The sequence below is a fragment of the Kitasatospora sp. NPDC096140 genome (assembly GCF_040303045.1).
In the GTDB taxonomy this organism is placed as follows: domain Bacteria; phylum Actinomycetota; class Actinomycetes; order Streptomycetales; family Streptomycetaceae; genus Kitasatospora.
Window position 1 is genome coordinate 45,773 of sequence record NZ_JBEOUW010000025.1, and the last position, 19,804, is coordinate 65,576.

Here is a 19,804-nt window from a genome sequence, read left to right on the forward strand (position 1 = left end):
TCGCGGGGGAAAGCAAAACGGCCGGACGGTCTTCGTCGAGCACCTGACCGGTCTGCCCCGACGTCCGTGACCGCGAGCACGAAAGGGCCGACCGGGCATGCCGACCGTTCTCCACACCGACGAGCAACTCCTGCGCGCCAGGGTCGACTTGGCCTCCGAGATCGAGCGCGGAAGCACCGGGCTGTCCGCCCGGGTGGTCGAGGCGTTCCTCACGGTGCCGCGGCACCCGTTCGTCCCGGTGTTCTACCGCGAGGAGCGCGGCCTCCATCTGCCGTGGCGCGCCGACGACTTCGGCGACGACTCCTGGCTGCGGGAGGTGTACGCGAACCGGGCGCTGGTGACCGGGATCGACGGCGTGCACGCGGAGGACGCCGCGCCGGGCGGCCTGCGCGGCGGAGTCGCCACGTCGACCGCCGCCCTGCCGAGCCTGCTCGCCGACGTGCTCGACGCGCTGGACGTCCGCCCCGGCGACCGGGTGCTGGAGATCGGGACCGGCGGCGGCTACCAGACGGCCCTGCTCTGCCACCTCGCCGGCGCGGCCGCCGTCACCTCGACCGACCGCACCGGGCGTCCGGTCGACACCGCCCGCGCCCGGCTGGCCGAGTCCGGCCTCGCACCGTCCGTCGTCCGGGCCGACGGCGTGGACGGGCACCCGGCCGCCGCGCCGTACGACCGGATCATCGCCACCGGCGAGGTCCGCCGCGTCCCCCGGGCCTGGCTCGACCAGTGCGCGCCGGGCGGACTCATCGTCGCCCCAATCGGCGGCGCGGTCGCCCGACTCACCAGGCTGCCCGACGGCCGTGCGGTCGGCCGCTTCCTCCCCCGCCCGGCCGCCCTCGCGCCGCTGCACCCCGGCGGGGCCCCCGTCCCGGCGGCCCCGGAGGCCGACCCGCGCGTCCTGGACGACCCCGGCTTCTCCTTCTGGGCGGGCCTCCACGCCCTCGCCGCCCCCGCGGACGTCGACGCCGCCCACCAGAGCTGGCTCGCCCACAACCGCCCGCGCCGCGAGTGGTTCACCCTCGAAGCCGGCCCGGACGTCCAGCGCATCGGCTACACCGCCCCGGACGGCACCGTCCTCGACTGGACCCTCTGACCCGCGCCCCCGGAGCCGTCCACCCCCGCGCAGCCGCGACCGCGGTGCGCATCCGACCGTCGGGCCACCGGTGCGGTGAGCCGCGGCACCCGGGCGTTCCGGTGCGAGGATCGCGCCATGAAGTTCATGGTGCTGATGTACGCCGATCCGGCGGCGACCGCGGCGATGACCACCGAGCAGCGGGCGGAGGTGTTCCGGCGGCACGAGGCGCTCCACCGGGACCTGGAGGGCTCGGGTGAGATGCTGAACGGCGCGGGGCTGGCGTATCCGACGGACACGACCACGCTCCGCCGGAACGGCGGCGGTCCGGACGGATCGGACGGGTCGGACGGGTCGGACGGGTCGCAGGCACCGGACGGGGCGACCGCCACGGCCGGGCCCTTCGCGGCGGCGGCCGAGCACCTGACCGCCTACTACGTGATCGACTGCGCGAGCCCGGAGCGGGCGCGGGAGATCGCCGCGCGGGTCCTCGACTTCCACGTCGTGGCGGTGGAGGTGCGCCCGGTCCACGACTCGTTCGGCATGGGCTGAGGAGGCCGTACCGTCCCGTGTCGCCGGGGCGGTACCGCCGGAAAACCGGGCGACTTCCGCGATCTTGACCGTCTATGGTGGGCGCGTCCCCCCGAGCGGCCGTTTACCGCTCGTCGTCGGCGCGACCAACGCGCCCGCAACCCAGGGAGTTGCCGCCATGACGCGCACCCTCGTCGCTGACCTCCACGCGCGCATCGAGGAGACGGTCACCGTCTACGGCTGGGTGAACACGCTGCGGCTGCAGCGGCGGATCCAGTTCGTCCTGGTCCGCGACCACACCGGCCTCGTCCAGGTCACCCACCCGCGCGGTGGCGACGGCGACGTCATCGAGGCCGCGTTCGAGCAGGTGACGCCGGAGTCCGCGGTGAAGATCACCGGCAGGGTGGTCGCGAGCCCGCAGGTCAAGCTCGGCGGCCTGGAGATCGTCCCGTCCCGCGTGGAGATCGTCTCGCTCGCCGAGCCGAAGCTGCCGATCGACGAGAAGACCGGCATCGACCAGCGCCTGGACTGGCGGTTCCTCGACATCCGGCGCCCCGCCCAGCACCTGGTGTTCGACGTCCAGACCACCGTCGAGCGGGCGATGCGCGAGGTGACCGCCGAGGAGGGGTTCACCGAGCTGCACACGCCGAAGCTGATGGGCACGGCCTCCGAGTCCGGCGCCGAGGTGTTCGAGGTCGGCTACTTCGGCCGGACGGCCTACCTCGCCCAGTCGCCGCAGTTCTACAAGCAGATGGCGATCGCCGGCGGCATCGACAGGGTCTTCGAGATCGGGCCGGTGTTCCGGGCCGAGCCGTCCTTCACCTCCCGGCACGCCACCGAGTTCACCGGCGTCGACGTCGAGATCGCCTGGATCGACGGCGTCGAGGACGTGATGGCCTTCGAGGAACGGATGCTGCACCGTGTCCTCGCCGCCGTGGCCGAGCGCCACGGCGGGGCGATCGCCGAGCACTTCGGCACGGAGGTCGTCGTACCGGAACTGCCGTTCCCGCGGATCACGATGGCCGACGCGCTGGCCCGGCTCCGCGCCACCGGCTGGGACCCGGAGGGCGTCAAGGATGACCTCGACCCCGAGGGCGAGCGGACGCTGTGCGCCCTGATCGCCGAGGAGACCGGGCACCAGTTCGTCTTCGTCACCCGGTTCCCGGCCTCCGTGCGGCCGTTCTACCACCTGCGACCGGAGGACGACCCGACCGTCACCGAGTCCTTCGACCTGCTGTGGAAGGGCGTGGAGATCACCACCGGCGCCCAGCGCGAGCACCGGTACGACCGGCTGGTCGCGCAGGCCCGCGAGAAGGGCATGGACACCGGGCCGCTCTCCGGCTACCTGGACTGCTTCCGCTACGGCACCCCGCCGCACGGCGGCCTCGGTCTCGGCCTCGGCCGGCTGCTGATGCTCGCCCTCGGCCTGCCGTCGATCCGCGAGGCGACCTTCCTCTTCCGGGGGCCGCACCGGCTGGAGCCGTAGGGCCCGTCCGGCGCAGGAAGTCGGTCCGGCCGACTTCCTGCGCCGGTGCGGTACTCGGGAGACGGAACCCGGCGTACAGGCCGACTGCTGCGGGGCCCGCTCAGTAGCCGACGGCCTCGCGCAGCAGCAGGACGGTGCCCGGGGTCATCCGGGCCGGCGCGTTGAGGACCAGGAGCTGGCTGACGGCGCTGGGGCACCCGTACGCGGCCTCGGCCCGGGCGGACTCCAGCGGCAGGGCGTGCTCCTCGACCCGGCGCAGGGCGGTCGGCAGGTCGGGGACCACCTTCTGCGCGCCGACGACCCAGATCGCCCGGCCGGCGCCGCCCGCGTAGGCGGGCAGCTGGCTGCCGGTGCCGGAGGCGACGACGAGCGAGCCGGTCTCGGTGACGGCGGCGACGCTGCCCAGCACCACGTCGGGCGTGGCGACCGCCCGCCGGATGCCGTCGCCCTCGGTGGCCCGGTCCATGGCCGTCACCCGCGGCTTGACCGCCCGGTAGCGGATGCCGGCGTTGACGTCCTCGTCGATGCCGGAGAGCCGGAGGGTCTCGCTGGCGCCGGTGAAGACGCCCGCGCCCTCCGGGATCAGCTCGTCGACCCGGGCGCGCGCGGCGGCGAGGCCGTCCAGGACCTCGACGGTGAAGCCGTTGGCCGTCAGGGCGGCCGCCGCCCGCTCCAGCCGCTCGGCCGGGGCCGGGTCGGTGAACGACACCCGGGGTGACTCCGGCGCCGAGCCGGTCAGCGGGGTGGTGTCGAGGTACCGCACCTCGTAGACCCGCTCGGTGATCCGCCAGCCGTCCTCGGTGCGCCGGTAACGGTCGTGGTAGACGGCGTGGTTGAGCCCCTGGAAGCCGTTCTTCAGACGGGCGAGCTCGAACAGGTAGGCGCGGCCGGACGCGGTGTCGCCGTCGATCCGGATCGCGCCGGGGTGGGTGTTCTGGACGAAGAAGTCCCACTGCTCCTGCAGCTTCTCGCCGCCGACGCGGATCTGCTCGCGGCCGACCAGCTCGACCGGGACGTTCGGCATCCGCAGCGCGCCGTCGGGGGTGAACAGCCGCGAGAGCCGGGAGCGGTCGCGCATCATCACGGCATCGGTGAACTCGGCCTGCAGCGCCTGGATCTCGACCAGGTCGGCGGTCGCTCGGAAGTCGTCCATCGGGTTCCTCCGTCTCGGTTGTTCGCCTTCGAGCGGTACGACAGGACAGCGGTCCGGGATGTGAGGTGACGGCAAAGGCGTCACATTCCGCTGCGCGGTCCTGTCAGATGGGTGAGGAGTCCGACGACGAGGCGAAGGGGCGGGGACCGGTGCGGGACGAGGGTCCGGGCGCGATCATGGGCGAGCGGCGGCGGTTGATCAATCTTGCGTACCGGCTGCTCGGCTCGCTGGCCGACGCCGAGGACGTGGTGCAGGAGACCTACGCCCGCTGGTACGCGATGCCCCGGCGGGAGCGGGAGGCGATCGGCTCCCCCGGCGGCTGGCTGACGACGGTCGCCAGCCGGATCTGCCTCAACGTCCTCGGCTCGGCCAGAGTGCGGCGGGAGCGCTACGTGGGCGAGTGGATCCCCGAGCCGCTGCCGGAGGGCCGGGAGTGGACGTCCGCCGCGACGACCGCGGCGGCGGACCCGGCGGACCGGATCACCCTGGACGAGTCGGTCGGCATGGCCTTCCTCGTCGTGCTGGAGTCCATGACGCCGGCCGAACGCGTCGCCTTCGTCCTGCACGACGTCTTCCGGTACCCGTTCGCCGAGGTGGCCGCGATCGTCGGCCGCTCGCCGGCCGCCTGCCGTCAGCTGGCCACCTCGGCCCGCCGCCGGATCCGCGTCGCGCAGGCCCCGGCGGTGCCGACGGGCGCGCAGGCGGCCGTGGTGCGGGAGTTCAAACGGGCCTGGGAGGCGAAGGACCTGAGGTCGCTGATGGGCGTGCTCGATCCCGGCGCCACCGTGATCGCCGACAGCGGCGGCCTGGTCGGCGCCCTGCCGCACCCGCTGTCGGGGAACGAACGGATCGCCCGCGCCTACCTGGAGATCGCCCGCCTGGCGCCGGCGACGACGCTGCTGGAGTGCACCGTCAACGGCCTGCCCGGTCTGGTCGCCCGGCAGGGCGGCGTCACGGTCACGGTGATCGCCTTCCGGATCGCCGACGACCGGATCACCCACATCTGGGCGGTGCGCAACCCGGAGAAGCTCCGTCCGTGGGCCGACCTGCACCCGCCGGTCGGGGCTCCGGGCGCGGGGGAGTGAGCCAGGTCATACCGGCGACTGGGCAGGGGCGGGCACTGTTGTCCGGGGGCGCGCCGGGCGTGTTCACGCCCGTCCGCACACCACCGAGCGCCCCGCTATGGCCTTGTCGTCGTAAAACCGACCGATAAGGTGTTAATCCAACATTCATCCATGCCGCGTAGCCTCCGAGAGCTAGCCTCATGCTGAACGTCATCGTCCGACCGGGAGGCCGAAGCCCCGTGCAAGGCACTGTCACCACACCAGGCGGCTCCACGGTGGCCGGGGGCCAGGGCGAGGCGTTCCTGCTCGTCGTGGACGACGAGCCCAACATCCGCGAACTGCTCTCCGCCTCGCTGCGCTTCTCCGGCTTCCGGGTCGCCTCCGCCGCCAGCGGCACCGAGGCGCTCGAACTGATCGCGGCCGAGCGCCCCGACCTGGTCGTGCTCGACGTGATGCTCCCCGACCTCGACGGCTTCACCGTCGTCGAGAAGCTGCGCGAGCGCACCAGCCGCGGCCAGATAGCCGGGCCGGCGCACGGGCACCCCGGCGACCACCTGCCGGTGCTCTTCCTCACCGCCAAGGACGGCGTCGGCGACAAGGTCCAGGGCCTCGCCGCGGGCGCGGACGACTACGTCACCAAGCCGTTCAGCCTCGAAGAGCTGATCGCCCGGATCCGCGCCATCCTGCGCCGGGCCGGCGGGCCCGCCGAGGACGGCCGCCTGGTCGTCGCCGACCTCAGCCTCGACCCGGTCGCCCACGAGGTCACCCGCAGCGGCACCCCGGTCTCGCTCTCCCCGACCGAGTTCAAGCTCCTGCACTACCTGATGGCCAACGTCGGCCGGGTGGTCTCCAAGGCGCAGATCCTCGACCACGTGTGGGCCTACGACTTCGGCGGCGACCTCTCCATCGTCGAGTCGTACATCTCCTACCTGCGCCGCAAGCTCGACTCCGGCCCGGCGCACGGCCCCAAGCTGATCCACACCGTGCGCGGCATCGGCTACGCACTGCGCCGCCCCCCGCAGGGCTGACAGGTACCGCCGCACGTGTTCGCCCGGTTCTCCTCACGGCTGTCGCTGCGCGCCCGGCTGCTGGTGCTCGCACTGGCGCTGGTCACCACCGGCCTCGCGGTCAGCGACGCCTTCGTCGTCGGCACCGTCCGGAGCCAGCTGGTGGAGCAGCTCGACGAGCAGCTCCAGCGGTACGGGCTGCCGCTGTCCCGCAAGCCCCCGGCCCAGGTGTCCACCCCCAACCCCGGCCGGCCCGCCGTCACCGGCCGCCGGATCATGCTGCCCAGCCAGTACCTCGTGCAGTACCTCTCCGCGGACGGCAAGGTCCAGGCGGTGATGCGCCAGCCCGTCGCGGACACCGACCCGGCGCCGCAGCTGGCCGGCCTGGACCCGGCGCGGACCGCCCCCGACGTCCCCTTCGACCTGCCCGACCAGCGCGGCGAGCACCGCTGGCGGGTGCTGGTGCTGCCGCTCCAGGCTCCCCGCGGTCCGGCCGTCGGCGCCAACGCGTACGCCTCCCCGACGGCCACCCCGACCCACGTCATGGTCGCCGTCTCCCGCGAGGACATCGACGCCACCCTCGGCAAGCTGCGCACCTCCTTCCTGGCCATCGGCGGCGCCGTCCTGCTGCTGATCGCCGCGCTCGGCTTCTTCGCGGTACGGGCCGGGCTGCGGCCGCTGCGGCGGATCGAGGAGGGCGCCGAGCGGATCGCGGCCGGCGAGCTGTCGCACCGGATGCCCGAACTCTCCCCGGGCACGGAGGTCGGACGGCTGTCGGTCGCGCTCAACGGGATGCTCACCCAGATCGAGGCGGCCTTCGCGGCCCGCGCCGAGTCCGAGGCCCGGATGCGGCGCTTCGTCGCCGACGCCTCGCACGAGCTGCGCACCCCGCTGGCCGGGATCCGCGGCTTCGCCGAGCTGTACCGCATGGGCGCGCTGCCCAACGAGGCGGACGTCAAGCGCACCATGACCCGGATCGAGAGCGAGGCCGACCGGATGGGCGCCCTGGTCGAGGACCTGCTGGTGCTCGCCCGGCTGGACGAGGAACGCCCGCTCGACCTCGCCCCGATGGACCTGCGCACCCTCGCCGCCGACGCCCTGCACGACCTCACCGCGCTCGACCCCAGCCGGCCCGTCGCGCTCACCGGCCCCTCCGGCACGGGCGCGCCCGGCGCGGCGCCCGTCCTCGGCGACGAGGCGCGGCTGCGGCAGGTGGTGACCAACCTGGTCGGCAACGCGGTCAAGCACACCCCGGCCGGCACCCCGGTGCGGATCGGGGTGGGCGCCGGGCCCGGCGGCGTCTGCCTGCTGGAGGTCGCCGACACCGGCCCGGGCCTCACCGAGGAGCAGGCCCAGCGGGTCTTCGACCGCTTCTTCCGGGTGGACGCCTCGCGCAGCCGCGACAACGGCGGCGGCGCCGGACTCGGTCTCGCCATCGCCACCGCCCTCACCCGCGCGCACGGCGGGACCCTCAGCCTGGACACCGCGCCCGGCGAGGGTGCGACGTTCCGGGTCGAACTTCCCAACAACGCCGACCGGCCCTGCTGAGCGCCGGCGCCGGAGAGATGTCGGCCCGTCAATTCCCTTGCTGACCGGGTATTTCGGGCCCCAAACGCCCCGATCGAGTGAACCGATCGTCGATCACCCGACCGGCCCCCCGGTCGTGTGCGACCGTGCTGCCGTTGCTTGTGCGGACTCGCACGGGCTGACCACACTGGACGGGAAGTGGGGTGTTCCCATGAGCGCGCTCGTTGCCGAGAGGGCCGTCGCCGAGAAGGCCATCGCCGAGAGGACCGTCGCCGTGAACCTGGACCAGGTGCTGTGGCAAGCGTGGAAGTCCATGGATGTGCCCGAGGGCTTCCGAGCGGAGATCATCGAGGGGACGATCACGTTGTCACCCACTGGCGGAACTCGCCACTTCACCGTCAACAGGCGGTTGGGTCGGGCTCTGTATGACCATCTGAGGGGGACCGGCTACGGCCCCGCGCAGGACGGCAACGTCATTGCCGATCTCAAGGTGCTCATCCCGGATGTCTTCGTGGCGCCCGACGACACCGATGAGATCGAGCATCCCGAGGGTGTGGGACTGTCGGCCTCCGGCGTGCCACTCGTCATCGAGACCGTCTCGCCCGGCGCCGAGGCTCGCAAACGCGATCACATCCTGAAGCACCGCGCCTACGCCGCCGCCGGCATCCCGGTGTACGTGATCATCGACGACTACGACGACGGCGGTGCCGTCACCGTCCTGACCGAGCCGGACCGGGAGCGCCGTGCCTACGCCTCCTCGACCCGGGTCCCCTACGGCAAGGAGGCCGTGATCCCCGAAGGCCCCGCCAAGGGTTTCGTGATCGGTCCCGGGATCACCGGCGAGCGCCGTGGCTGAGCGCGCGGTGTCGTTCAAGCGGGACCTCTCCGAGTGGCGGATCGCCCTGGTCGCGTGGCGGCTGCTGGTGCTGCAGGCGGCGGATCCGGTGGTCGGGGCCGGGATGGCGGAGCACTCGACGTACCGGGCGCACCCGTGGCGGCGGGTGGAGCACACGCTGGGGAGCGGGCGCCGGCTGTTCTACCAGGACGCGGAGACGCTGCGGCGGGAGATCGCGCGGCTGGACCGGGCGCACAAGCGGATCCGGGGGACGGGGCCGGACGGGCGGCCGTACGACGCCCGGGACGCCGGGACCAGGGCGTGGGTGCTGCTGACGCTCTTCGAGTGCGTGGTCGCGATGCGGCGGCTGGGCGGCGACGGCTACGACGCGGCCCAACTGGAGCAGGCGTACGACGAGTTCAAGCAGGCGGTGGCCGCCTTCGACCTGCCCGAGGGTGAACTGCCGCCCACGGCCAAGGACTTGCCCCCCTACTTCGCCCGGTACGCCCGCGAGAAGCTGGAGTTCACCGAGGCGGCGCGCTACCTGATGGGCGACCTGCTGCGCGAGGCGCCCCGGCCGCGGCGGCTGTGGTTCCTCGGGGACGCCGGCTGGCGGGTGGTCCGGGGCGTCGTCGCCCGGGTGATCACCGAGCTGACGGCGGCCGACCTGCCACCGGTGGTCCGGGAGCGGTTCGGGCTGGCCGCGACCCGGCGCGGCGCGCTGCTGTCCCTGGTGCTGCACCGCGGCGCCGGGGCGCTGGTCGCCCGCCTCCCGGACCGCGCGCGCTACCGCTCCGCGGAACAGGCCGATCCGGGCGGGCGCCGCTACCGCCCGCAGCGCGACACCCGCGGGCCCCGGCTGGACCGGTTCTTCCGCGAGGTGCTGGACCAGACCGGCGACGGCTTCGTCACCGTGCACGACCTGCGGGCGATGGCGCACAACGTCTGCTGGCAGCTGGAGCTGGACGAGGCCGGTGAGGCCCGGGTGCACGAGGCCTTCGAGGGCTGGTGGGAGCAGCTGCGCGCGGCGATGGACGCGAACGGCGACGGGAAGGTCAGCCGGGAGGAGTTCGTGGCGGCCACCGTGGCCGGCTGCGACCGGGACGGGGCCTACCTGGAGCAGGGGCTGCTGCCCGCGCTGCGGGCGGTGTTCACCGCCGCCGACACCGACGGCAGCGGCTTCCTGGAGTTCGACGAGTACCGCGCGGTGTTCGGCGGTCCGCGGGTGCATCCGGTCGAGCTGTCGCACGGTTTCCGCCAGTTGGACACGGACGGGGACGGCCGGATCACCCGGGAGGAGTTCCTGCACGGCTTCACCGAGTTCTTCACCGCCCGCGCCGACTCCACCTCGGGCACTCAGCTCCTCGGCCGCGCCTGACCGGACCTGCCGGCACCGCCGCGCCTGACCGGACCTGCCGGCACCGCCGCGCCCGGTCGGGCCGGCCGGGCCCGGCTCGCTCCGCTCGCGGGGTGCAAGCGGGGCGTCGGCCTGTCAAGCGCCGGTTCGGCCAAGAGCCCGTCCGCATCCGCCCGGTCGTTCGTTGCCCCGGCCGGGGCCGGGTCCGCAGACTGTGCGCACCGCGCGGCAAACCGTGACGCACCGCACAGGTTCGTCAACCCCACCCCACCTGCAGTTCCCCCGTAAGGATGGTGGATACTGGCCCTTGTGAACGTGTTCACGTTCACAAGCGGACAAGCTTGCACGGCTTGGCGACGGTCTACGGCTACACAAGAAGTTTGTCCGGAATGCGCCCGTCGAACGTGCGGGCCGGTTGGGAGAGAGGGCGACGTGGAACTGGCAATCGCTCACGAGACCATTGCGCGATGGCAATTCGGCATCACCACCGTCTACCACTTCCTCTTCGTTCCGCTCACGATCAGCCTGGCCGCGGTCGTGGCCGGTCTGGAGACCGCCTGGGTGCGGACGAACAAGGAGAAGTACTTCCACGCGACCAAGTTCTGGGGAAAGCTCTTCCTCATCAACATCGCGATGGGCGTCGTCACCGGAATCGTCCAGGAGTTCCAGTTCGGCATGAACTGGTCCGACTACTCCCGCTTCGTCGGTGACGTCTTCGGCGCCCCGCTCGCGATGGAGGCGCTGATCGCCTTCTTCTTCGAGTCCACCTTCATCGGCCTGTGGATCTTCGGCTGGGACAAGCTGCCGAGGAAGATCCACTGCGCCTGCATCTGGATGGTCGCGCTGGGCACCGTGCTCTCCGCCTACTTCATCCTGGCCGCCAACTCCTGGATGCAGCACCCCGTCGGGTACGCGATAGACCCGGCCACCGGCAAGGCGCAGCTGACCGACATCACCAAGGTGCTGTTCCAGAACACCACCCTCACCGTCGTCGCCCACACCCTGACCGCCGCCTTCCTCACCGGCGCCGCCTTCATGGTCGGCATCTCCTCCTTCCACCTCTGGAAGGCCAAGCGCAGGCCGGAGACCGCCGACGCGAGGAAGACCGCCTCGATGCGCACCTCGCTGCGGCTCGGCCTGGTGCTCGCCGTGGTCTTCGGCGCCGGCACCGCGCTCAGCGGCGACGAGCTGGGCAAGGTCATGTTCGAGCAGCAGCCGATGAAGATGGCCGCCGCCGAGGCCCTGTGGGACACCCAGTCGCCCGCGCCGTTCTCCGTCTTCGCGGTCGGCGACGTCGGCAAGGGCCACAACTCGGTCGCCCTGGAGGTCCCCGGGGTGCTGTCCTTCCTCGCCCACAGCGACTTCAGCTCCTCCGTCCCCGGCATCAACGACACCGCGGCCGCCGAGGCCGCGCTGCACGGCGGCGACCCCAAGGACTACATCCCGAGCATCTTCGTCACCTACTGGGGCTTCCGCCTCATGATCGGCTTCGGGATGACCTCCTTCGTGGCCGGCCTGATCGGCCTCTGGACCACCCGGAAGAAGCTCTTCCTGCGCCCCGCGTTCCGCACCGGCGACACCGAGGTGCCCCGGCTGATGCTCACCCCCGGACGCGAACTCAGCCCGCTGCTGACCACGTGGAGCTGGCGGATCGGCATCCTGACCATGGGCTTCCCGCTGATCGCCAACAGCTTCGGCTGGATCTTCACCGAGATGGGCCGCCAGCCCTGGGCCGTCTTCGGCCTGATGACCACCTCCAGCGCGGTCTCCCCCAACGTCGGCGTCGGCACCCAGATCGGGGCGCTGGCCACCTTCACCACGCTGTACGCGATCCTCGCGGTCGTCGAGGTCCGGCTGCTGGTCAAGTACGCCAAGGCCGGCCCGGTGGTGACCGAGCAGCCGCCCACCGAGGTCCCCTCGCTGCGCGGACCGTCCTCGGACGAGGACGCCGACAAGCCGCTCGCCTTCGCCTACTGAGGCACCGGGACACGGGGCACTGAGGACCACTGCGGAACTGAGGATCTGACATGCAACTCCACGACGTCTGGTTCGTGCTGATCGCGGTCCTGTGGATCGGCTACTTCTTCCTGGAGGGCTTCGACTTCGGGATCGGCATCCTGACCAAGGGCCTGGCCCGCGACACCGCCGAGAGACGGGTCCTGATCAACACCATCGGCCCGGTCTGGGACGGCAACGAGGTCTGGCTGCTGACCGCCGGCGGCGCCACCTTCGCCGCCTTCCCGGACTGGTACGCGACGCTCTTCAGCGGCTTCTACGTCCCGCTGCTGGTGATCCTGGTCTGCCTGATCGTGCGCGGCGTGGCCTTCGAGTACCGGGCCAAGCGCGACGGCGCCCGCTGGCAGCGGAACTGGGAGGAGGCCATCTTCTGGACCTCCCTCCTGCCGGCCTTCCTCTGGGGCGTGGCCTTCGCCAACATCGTGCGCGGCGTGGACATCGACGCGCAGAAGAACTACGTCGGCACCCTCGGGGACCTGCTGAACCCGTACGCGCTGCTCGGCGGCCTGGTGACGCTCGCCCTGTTCACCTTCCACGGCGCGGTGTTCGCCGCGCTCAAGACGGTCGGCGAGATCCGCGAGCGGGCCCGCCGGGCCGCCCTGCAGGCCGGACTGGCCACCGCCGTGCTGGCGCTGGTCTTCCTGGTCTGGACCCAGGCGGACAGCGGCAACGGCCGCAGCCTCGCCGCCCTGGTGATCGCCGTCCTGGCCCTGGCCGGCGCCCTGGTCGCCAACCAGCTCGGCCGCGAGGGCTGGGCGTTCGTCCTCTCCGGGGCGACGATCGTGGCCGCCGTGGCGATGCTCTTCCTGGCGCTCTTCCCGAACGTCATGCCGTCCACCCTGAACGCCGGCTGGAGCCTGACCGTCTCCAACGCCGCCTCCTCGCCGTACACGCTGAAGCTGATGACCGTCGTGGCGGCGGTGTTCACCCCGCTGGTGCTGCTCTACCAGGGCTGGACGTACTGGGTGTTCCGCAAGCGGATCGGCGTCCAGCACATCCCCGGGCACGCCCCGGCCGCCGCCCCGCTCGACCGGGTCTGACGCGATGAAGCCGGTCGACCCCCGACTCCTCGGGTACGCCCGCACCACCCGGGCCTTCCTCGCCGGATCCGTGCTCCTCGGCGCGGCGGGCGCGGCCCTGGTGGTCGCCCAGGCGAGTCTGATCGCCGAGATCGTCGTCCGCGCCTTCCAGCGCGGGGCGACGCTCGGCGAACTGACCACGCCGCTGCTGCTGCTCGCCCTGACGGCCGTCGGGCGCGGGCTGGTCGGCTGGCTCACCGAGCTCACCGCGCACCGGTCCGTCGCCCGCGTGAAGTCCACCCTGCGGCGCCGGCTGCTCGACCACGCCACCGCGCTCGGCCCGTCCTACCTGGCGGGCCGGCGCACCGGCGAACTCACCACCCTCGCCACCCGCGGCATCGACGCGCTGGACGACTACTTCGCCCGGTACCTGCCGCAGCTGGCGCTGGCCGTCGTCGTCCCGGTGATCGTGCTGCTGCGGATCGTCGGCGCCGACTTCACCTCGGCCGCGATCATCGCCGGGACGCTGCCGCTGATCCCGCTGTTCATGGTGCTGATCGGGATGGCCACCCAGTCCCGGATGGACCGGCAGTGGGACACCCTGGCCCGGCTCTCGCACCACTTCCTGGACGTCGTCGCGGGGCTGCCCACCCTCAAGGTGTTCAACCGGGCCCGCACCCAGGCCGCCACCATCGCCCGGATCACCGCCGACTACCGCCGGGCCACCCTGCGGACCCTGCGGATCGCCTTCGTCTCCTCCTTCACCCTGGAGCTGCTCTCCACCCTGTCCGTCGCGCTGGTCGCGGTCACCGTCGGCTTCCGGCTGGTGGACGGCACGCTCGACCTGGAAACCGGCCTGCTGATCCTGGTCCTCGCCCCCGAGGTGTACTTCCCGATCCGCCAGGTCGGCGCGCTCTACCACTCCAGCGTCGAGGGGCTGACCGCCGCCGACGAGCTGTTCCGGGTGCTGGAGACCCCGCTGCCCGCCGCCGGCACGGTGCCCGCGCCCGCCCTCGCCGGGGCCGTGATCGGCGCCGAGGGCCTGGTCGTGCGCCACCCCGGACGGACCGAGCCCGCGCTGGACGGCGCCGGGCTGACCCTGCGTCCGGGCACCACCACCGCCCTGACCGGCCCGAGCGGCGCCGGCAAGTCCACCCTGCTGGCCGTCCTGCTCGGCCTCACCGCCCCCGGGGCCGGCACCGTCCGGATCACCGCCGCCGACGGCCGCTCGTACGACCTGGCCGAGCTGGAGCCGCGCAGCTGGCAGCGGCAGATCGCCTGGGTGCCGCAGCACCCGCACCTGTTCGCCGGGACGGTCGCCGACAACCTGCGGCTCCACCGGCCCGACGCCACCGACGAGCAGCTGTGGACGGCGCTGGAGGCCGCCCACGCGCTCGACTTCGTGACCGACCTGGCCGCCGGGCTCGGCGAGGACGGCGCCGGGCTCTCCGCCGGCCAGCGCCAGCGCCTCGCGCTCGCCCGGGTGCTGCTCGCCGATGACCGGCCGCTGGTCCTGCTGGACGAGCCGACCGCCAACCTGGACGGCGCCTCCGAGGCCGCCGTCGTGGACGCCGTCCGGGCCCTCGCCGAGGACCCGGCGCGCACCGTGCTGATCGTCGCGCACCGGCCCGCGCTGCTGGCCGTCGCGGACGAGCGGGTGCGGCTGGCCGGGCCGGCCGCCGTCGTGGCCGGTGCCCCGGTCACCCCGCTCGCCCACAGCGGGAGGCCGACGCCCGCCCCCGCCGTCCCCGAGGAGCCGGAGGCCGAGAGCGGCAGCACGCCCCGGCTGGCGCTGTCCGTCCTGCTCGGCGCGCTCGCGCTCGGCTGCGCCGTCGCCCTGATGGCCACCTCCGGCTACCTCATCTCCCGCGCCTCCGAGATGCCGCCGGTCCTCTACCTGATGATGGCCGTCACCTCGGTGCGCGCCTTCGGCATCGGCCGCAGCGTCTTCCGCTACGCCGAGCGGCTGGTCTCGCACGACGCGGTGCTGCGCACCCTCGGCACCCTGCGGGCCGACGTCCACCGCCGGCTGAGCGCGCTCGCCCCGGCCGGACTGCCCGCCTTCCGGCGCGGCGACCTGCTCTCCCGGCTGGTCGCCGACGTGGACGCGATCCAGGACCACTACCTGCGCTGGCGGCTGCCGGCCGCCGTGGGCGGCGTCGTCGCGCTGGGCTCGACGCTGGCGCTGGCCGCCTTCCTGCCCGCGGCCGGGGCGGTGCTCGGCCTCGGGCTGCTGCTCGCGGGCGCGGTGGTGCCCGCGCTGGCCGCCCGCTGGTCGGCCGGCGCCGAGCGGCGGCAGGCCCCGGCGCGCGGGCACCTGGCCACCGCAGTGGTGGACGCCTTCACCGGCACCGCCGAACTCACCGTGGCCGGCGCGCTGCCCGGCCGGCTGGCCGCCGTCCGCGCCGCCGACACCGCGCTGACCCGGCTGGCCGCCCGCTCGGCCGCCACCACGGCGCTCGGCACCGGGCTGATCGCGCTGCTCACCGGGCTGACCGTGACCGCCGCGGCGGCCGTCGGCGTCCAGGGGGTGCGGGCCGGGGTGCTGGCGCCGGTCTGCCTGGCGGTGGTGGTGCTGACCCCGCTGGCCGCCTTCGAGGCCGTCACCGGGATGCCGCTCGCCGTGCAGGCCCGCCAGCGCAGCCGCGCCGCGCGGGCCCGGCTGGACGAGGTGCTGACCGCCCCGGTGCCGGTCGCCGAGCCCGCCGACCCCCGCGCCCTGCCCGAGCAGCCGCTGCCGGTCGCGGTGCGCGGGCTGACCGTACGGCACCCGGGGCAGCCGGTGGACGCGCTCGCCGGGGTGGACCTGGACCTGGCCGCCGGGCGCCGGATCGCCGTGGTCGGCCCGTCCGGCTCCGGCAAGACCACCCTCGCCCAGGCGCTGCTGCGTTTCCTGGAGCCGGGCGCCGGCACCGTCACCTTCGCCGCCGGTCGTCCACAGGCTGTGGACAGCCGCGCGCTCGCGGGCGAGGACGTCCGCCGGGTGATCGGGCTCTGCGCGCAGGACGCGCACGTCTTCGACAGCTCGCTGCGGGAGAACCTGCGGCTGGCCCGGCCCGGCGCGGGGGAGGACGAGCTGCGCGCCGCGCTGGCCGCGGCCCGGCTGCTGGACTGGACGCAGGGGCTGCCGGACGGCCTGGACACCATGGTCGGGGAGCACGGCGCCCGCCTCTCCGGCGGCCAGCGCCAGCGGCTCGCCCTCGCCCGGGCCCTGCTCGCGGACTTCCCCGTGCTCGTCCTGGACGAGCCCGCCGAGCACCTCGACCTGCCCACCGCCGACGCGCTCACCGCGGACCTGCTGGCCGCCACCGAGGGGCGCACCACCGTGCTGATCACCCACCGGCTGGCCGGGCTGGACGACACCACGGTGGACGAGGTGCTGGTGCTGGACGGCGGCCGGGTGGCCGAGCGGGGCCGCTGGTCGGAGCTGGTCGCCGACCGGGACGGGCGGCTGCACGCGATGTGGCGGCGGGAGCGGGAGGCGGACGGTCTGCTGGAGGCGGACGAGCTGCTGGAGGCAGACGGTCTGCCGGAGCGGGTGGGCCTGCCGGAGCCGGTGGGGGAGGCCCGCTAGCCGTGCCGGCGCCGGTCCCGGCACCCGTCGTCTGAAAACCGTACAAACTAGTCTTTCTTCATGGACCCCATGCCGGACCCCGCGCCGGACACCAGGCCGGACCCCTCCGAGGCCGCCCCCGAGCCGACACCCCATCGGGTGCCCGAGATCGCCTCGCTCGGCCTGGACACCCTGGTCACGGAGGTCGCCGAGCGCCTGCAGTCGGCCGCCGCCGTCACCGACCGGATGCAGCGGCTGCTGGAGGCGGTGGTCTCCATCGGCGCCGGGCTGGACCTGCACGCCACCCTGCAGCGGATCGCCACCGGGGCCGCCGAGCTGGTCGACGCCCGCTACGCGGCGCTCGGCGTGATCGCCCCCGGCGGCACCGGACTGGCCGACTTCATCCACGTCGGCGTCGACGACGGGACCGCCGCCGGGATCGGCGAACTGCCCGCCGGGCGCGGCATCCTCGGCGTGCTCATCGACCGCCCCGAACCGCTGCGGCTGGCCGACCTCGGCGCCGACCCGCGCTCCTCCGGGTTCCCGTCCCGGCACCCGCAGATGAAGACCTTCCTGGGCGTGCCGATCCGGGTCCGCGAGGAGGTGTTCGGCAACCTCTACCTCACCGAGAAGAAGGGCGGCGGCGCCTTCACCCCCGAGGACGAGCAGGTGGTGCACGCCCTCGCCGCCGCGGCCGGCGTCGCCATCGAGAACTCCCGGCTGTACGAGGAGGGCCGCCGCCGCGAGCGCTGGATCGCCGGCGCCGCCGCCGTCACCACCGCCCTGCTCTCCGCCGAGCAGGCCGAGGCGGCCCTGACCGTCGCGGCCGAGCAGGTACGGGAGTTGGCGGACGCCGCGCTCGGCATGATCCTGCTGCCGACCGGCCCGGAGGGCGAGGGGGACGGGCAGATGCGGGTCGCCCACGCCTCCGGCGAGGTGGCCGAGTTCGTCCGCGGCGAGCTGCTGCCCAAGGAGAGCTTCGCGGCCCGGCTGCTGGCGGGGGAGAGCGTCTACCTGGACGACATGTCCCGCGACCCGACCGTGGTGATGCGGCTCGCCCGCCGCTTCGGCCCGTCGATGGCGGTGCCGATGGTCGCCGCCGGGCGGGTGCTCGGCGGGCTCTGCGTGTGGCGCCCGTGCGGAGCGCTGCCCTTCACCGAGAGCGAGAAGCAGCTCGCCGAGACCTTCGCCTCGCAGGCCGCGCTCGCCCTGCGGCTCGCCGAGGGCCAGCGCGACCAGCAGCGCCTCGCCGTCTTCCAGGACCGTGACCGGATCGCCCGCGACCTGCACGACCTGGTGATCCAGCGGCTCTTCGCCACCGGGATGATGCTGGAGAGCGCGGCCCGCCGGGCGGTCGTCCCCGAGGTGCGGACCGGCATCGGCAAGGCGGTGGACGAGCTGGACGCCACCATCCAGGAGGTCCGCACCACCATCTACGCCCTGCAGCACGACAACCACGGCGACGCGCCGGACACCCTGCGCACCCGGGTGCTGCGCGAGGCCAGCCAGGCCGCGGCGGCGCTCGGCTTCAAGCCCTCGGTGAGCTTCGTCGGGCCGGTGGAGAGCCTGGTCGGCGACAGGACCGGCCGTCAACTGCTCGCCGCACTGAGGGAGATGCTCTCCAACACGGCGCGGCACGCGCGGGCCTCGCGGGTCGGCGTGGAGATCGACGCGACCGTCCACCTGGGCGACGACGGGCGGCCGGTGGGCGGCGACCCGGAGTCGCTGGACCGGGGCGGCCGGCCGGGCGTGCTGCTGTCCGTGACCGACGACGGCGTGGGCATCCCGGAGGGCGGCCGGCGCAGCGGACTGCTCAACCTCACCCGGCGCGCCGAGGCGCTCGGCGGCGACGCCTGGCACGAGAGCGGGCCCTACCGGAAGGGCACCACGGTGCGCTGGACGGCCCGGCTCTGAGGGTGTCCATCGGCTGGAACCGGACCCTCCGGTAAAGACAAGTGAAAGTTAAACGAGAGAGAACTTCCCGACCAACGGCGCAAGTTGTGAACGTTCTGGGCTTTCGGCGGCTCTGTGTGCACACATAGCTTTGCTCCGTCTCGGAGGGGAAACCGGAAGGTAACCGGACGGAGGGGGCAGTGGACGCTTCCGGCCGCGGTCATACCGCAGCAGGGGCAAGTCGAGGGGGATTCCGCGCCGAACGAGCCGCGGACGGGCGCTACCGCTGGCAACTGAAGGCGCCCAACGGCCGGGTCGTCGCGATCACCCCGGCCGCGTTCGAGACGGCCGGCGAGGCCGAGCGGAGCTTCGACGGCCTGCGGGCCGGGGCGGACGGGCTGACCGCCCGCATCACCCACGTCCGGGACGGCATCGGCTGGGTCTGGGTCGTCCCGGGCTCGCGCAACCTCCCCGAGGTGCGTTCCAGCCGCGCGTACGAGCGGTACGCGACCTGCCAGAACGCCTTCCGCCGCTTCGTGGTGCTGCTCGCCAAGCAGCCGCCGCGCGAACTGCCGGAGCGCGCAGTGCCGTTGAGACGCACCGATGGTCGCTGAGCGGCGCGGTCCGCGGCTGCTGGTCGTGCCGGCGGCCGACCGCTGCGTCGGCTGGGCGCTGCGGGCGGCCAACGGCAGGCCGCTCGGCGTCGGCGCGCGGACCTACCGGAGCGAGGATGAACTCGCTGATGCCGTAAGGGAGTTGCTGATCGAGCGGACCGCGCTGCGATGTTCGATCGGGCAGTCCGAGGGGCGCCAGTGGGTCTGGGCCGCCTACCTGCCGGTGCGCAGCACCCGGCCGGGGGCGGCCTCCGTCGTTCCGGTCGCCCGCAGCGCGCGCGGGTACCTGCGGCGCGACCAGTGCCAGGCGGGGATCGAGGGCTTCCTGGCCGGACTGCAGTGGGTGGGCCAGGAGTTGCGCCGTTCCGGGCGCGACGGCCGCCGACCGCTGTAGTCCGCCGCCGCATCCCGGTGCCGCAGCTCGGTGCCGCATTCCGTCACCGCATCCGGTCACCGCATTCCGGCACCGGTTCCGGCACCGGTTCCGTCGTCGTTCCGTGCTGCCCGGGCCCCGTCCGCCCCGGATCGTTCGCGGCCTTCCGTTCGTGCGCTTTCGGTGAAGTCCAGGTTTCCGGCAACACCCCGAGCAGCTTCCTGGAGAAGAACGTCGACGCCGTTCGGAGGCCCGGTCACGGCCCTGTGGCGTCCACGCTGACCAGTACCTAAACCTCGCTGAA

At 73.6% G+C, this 19,804-nt stretch carries 15 protein-coding genes; 14 read left to right on the forward strand and 1 reads right to left on the reverse strand.

Annotated features, from left to right (window positions below):
- Nucleotides 1-97: 97 nt before the first annotated feature.
- From ABT048_RS24810 to aspS, 3 genes are all read left to right on the forward strand, one after another.
- Nucleotides 98-1,093 carry a methyltransferase domain-containing protein gene (locus ABT048_RS24810; RefSeq protein ID WP_350523680.1) on the forward strand — a complete coding sequence of 332 codons (996 nt, stop codon included), beginning with the start codon at nucleotides 98-100 and terminating at the stop codon, nucleotides 1,091-1,093.
- A 117-nt stretch (nucleotides 1,094-1,210) separates the two neighbouring features.
- On the forward strand, nucleotides 1,211-1,624 hold the full coding sequence (locus ABT048_RS24815) for a YciI family protein (protein WP_350523681.1): 414 nt from the start codon (nucleotides 1,211-1,213) through the stop codon (nucleotides 1,622-1,624).
- 157 nt (nucleotides 1,625-1,781) lie between these two features.
- On the forward strand, nucleotides 1,782-3,089 hold the full coding sequence (gene aspS / locus ABT048_RS24820; protein ID WP_350523682.1) for an aspartate--tRNA(Asn) ligase: 1,308 nt from the start codon (nucleotides 1,782-1,784) through the stop codon (nucleotides 3,087-3,089).
- A gap of 100 nt (nucleotides 3,090-3,189) precedes the next feature.
- Here the strand turns inward: aspS and ABT048_RS24825 are convergent, their stop codons facing one another.
- The gene (locus ABT048_RS24825) at nucleotides 3,190-4,242 is read right to left on the reverse strand and encodes an LUD domain-containing protein (RefSeq protein ID WP_350523683.1); all 1,053 of its coding nucleotides are present in this window, start codon (nucleotides 4,240-4,242) and stop codon (nucleotides 3,190-3,192) included.
- Nucleotides 4,243-4,349: 107 nt separating this feature from the next.
- On the opposite strand from ABT048_RS24825, the gene sigJ reads away from it, so the two are divergent.
- The 11 genes from sigJ (at nucleotide 4,350) to ABT048_RS24880 (ending at nucleotide 19,521) form a co-directional block, all read left to right on the forward strand.
- Nucleotides 4,350-5,327 (forward strand): RNA polymerase sigma factor SigJ, encoded by a 978-nt coding sequence (gene sigJ, locus ABT048_RS24830; protein ID WP_402808175.1) that lies wholly within the window; start codon nucleotides 4,350-4,352, stop codon nucleotides 5,325-5,327.
- A 179-nt stretch (nucleotides 5,328-5,506) separates the two neighbouring features.
- Nucleotides 5,507-6,334 (forward strand): response regulator transcription factor, encoded by an 828-nt coding sequence (locus tag ABT048_RS24835; RefSeq protein ID WP_396551085.1) that lies wholly within the window; start codon nucleotides 5,507-5,509, stop codon nucleotides 6,332-6,334.
- Nucleotides 6,335-6,349: 15 nt separating this feature from the next.
- A complete protein-coding gene (locus ABT048_RS24840; protein ID WP_350523685.1) occupies nucleotides 6,350-7,861 on the forward strand; it encodes a sensor histidine kinase in 1,512 nt (503 codons plus the stop codon).
- 190 nt (nucleotides 7,862-8,051) lie between these two features.
- On the forward strand, nucleotides 8,052-8,696 hold the full coding sequence (locus tag ABT048_RS24845; RefSeq protein WP_350523686.1) for a Uma2 family endonuclease: 645 nt from the start codon (nucleotides 8,052-8,054) through the stop codon (nucleotides 8,694-8,696).
- A complete protein-coding gene (locus tag ABT048_RS24850; protein WP_350523687.1) occupies nucleotides 8,689-10,053 on the forward strand; it encodes an oxygenase MpaB family protein in 1,365 nt (454 codons plus the stop codon). Before ABT048_RS24845 ends, ABT048_RS24850 begins: the two co-directional genes overlap by 8 nt.
- Before the next feature lie 411 nt (nucleotides 10,054-10,464).
- Nucleotides 10,465-12,009, forward strand: a complete 1,545-nt coding sequence (locus ABT048_RS24855; RefSeq protein WP_350523688.1) for a cytochrome ubiquinol oxidase subunit I — start codon at nucleotides 10,465-10,467, stop codon at nucleotides 12,007-12,009.
- Nucleotides 12,010-12,059: 50 nt separating this feature from the next.
- Nucleotides 12,060-13,088 (forward strand): cytochrome d ubiquinol oxidase subunit II, encoded by a 1,029-nt coding sequence (gene cydB / locus ABT048_RS24860; protein WP_350523689.1) that lies wholly within the window; start codon nucleotides 12,060-12,062, stop codon nucleotides 13,086-13,088.
- Nucleotides 13,089-13,092: 4 nt separating this feature from the next.
- Entirely contained in the window at nucleotides 13,093-16,641 is a 3,549-nt protein-coding gene (gene cydD, locus ABT048_RS24865; RefSeq protein ID WP_350523690.1) for a thiol reductant ABC exporter subunit CydD, read from the forward strand.
- 69 nt (nucleotides 16,642-16,710) lie between these two features.
- Nucleotides 16,711-18,534, forward strand: coding sequence for a sensor histidine kinase (locus ABT048_RS24870; RefSeq protein WP_396551195.1), 1,824 nt, complete (start codon nucleotides 16,711-16,713; stop codon nucleotides 18,532-18,534).
- A gap of 179 nt (nucleotides 18,535-18,713) precedes the next feature.
- Nucleotides 18,714-19,127: a YegP family protein gene (locus ABT048_RS24875; RefSeq protein ID WP_350523691.1), complete on the forward strand. Its 414-nt coding sequence runs from the start codon at nucleotides 18,714-18,716 to the stop codon at nucleotides 19,125-19,127.
- Nucleotides 19,117-19,521 (forward strand): hypothetical protein, encoded by a 405-nt coding sequence (locus tag ABT048_RS24880; protein WP_350523692.1) that lies wholly within the window; start codon nucleotides 19,117-19,119, stop codon nucleotides 19,519-19,521. Before ABT048_RS24875 ends, ABT048_RS24880 begins: the two co-directional genes overlap by 11 nt.
- Nucleotides 19,522-19,804 lie beyond the last annotated feature (283 nt).

Excerpts from the sequence above, each read along its gene's own strand:
- ABT048_RS24810 (WP_350523680.1), top strand. The coding sequence starts at position 98 with ATGCCGACCGTTCTCCACACCGACGAGCAACTCCTGCGCGCCAGGGTC.
- ABT048_RS24815 (WP_350523681.1), top strand. The coding sequence starts at position 1,211 with ATGAAGTTCATGGTGCTGATGTACGCCGATCCGGCGGCGACCGCGGCG.
- aspS (WP_350523682.1), top strand. The coding sequence starts at position 1,782 with ATGACGCGCACCCTCGTCGCTGACCTCCACGCGCGCATCGAGGAGACG.
- ABT048_RS24825 (WP_350523683.1), bottom strand. The coding sequence starts at position 4,242 with ATGGACGACTTCCGAGCGACCGCCGACCTGGTCGAGATCCAGGCGCTG.
- sigJ (WP_402808175.1), top strand. The coding sequence starts at position 4,350 with ATGGGTGAGGAGTCCGACGACGAGGCGAAGGGGCGGGGACCGGTGCGG.
- ABT048_RS24835 (WP_396551085.1), top strand. The coding sequence starts at position 5,507 with ATGCTGAACGTCATCGTCCGACCGGGAGGCCGAAGCCCCGTGCAAGGC.
- ABT048_RS24845 (WP_350523686.1), top strand. The coding sequence starts at position 8,052 with ATGAGCGCGCTCGTTGCCGAGAGGGCCGTCGCCGAGAAGGCCATCGCC.
- cydB (WP_350523689.1), top strand. The coding sequence starts at position 12,060 with ATGCAACTCCACGACGTCTGGTTCGTGCTGATCGCGGTCCTGTGGATC.
- cydD (WP_350523690.1), top strand. The coding sequence starts at position 13,093 with ATGAAGCCGGTCGACCCCCGACTCCTCGGGTACGCCCGCACCACCCGG.
- ABT048_RS24870 (WP_396551195.1), top strand. The coding sequence starts at position 16,711 with ATGCCGGACCCCGCGCCGGACACCAGGCCGGACCCCTCCGAGGCCGCC.
- ABT048_RS24880 (WP_350523692.1), top strand. The coding sequence starts at position 19,117 with ATGGTCGCTGAGCGGCGCGGTCCGCGGCTGCTGGTCGTGCCGGCGGCC.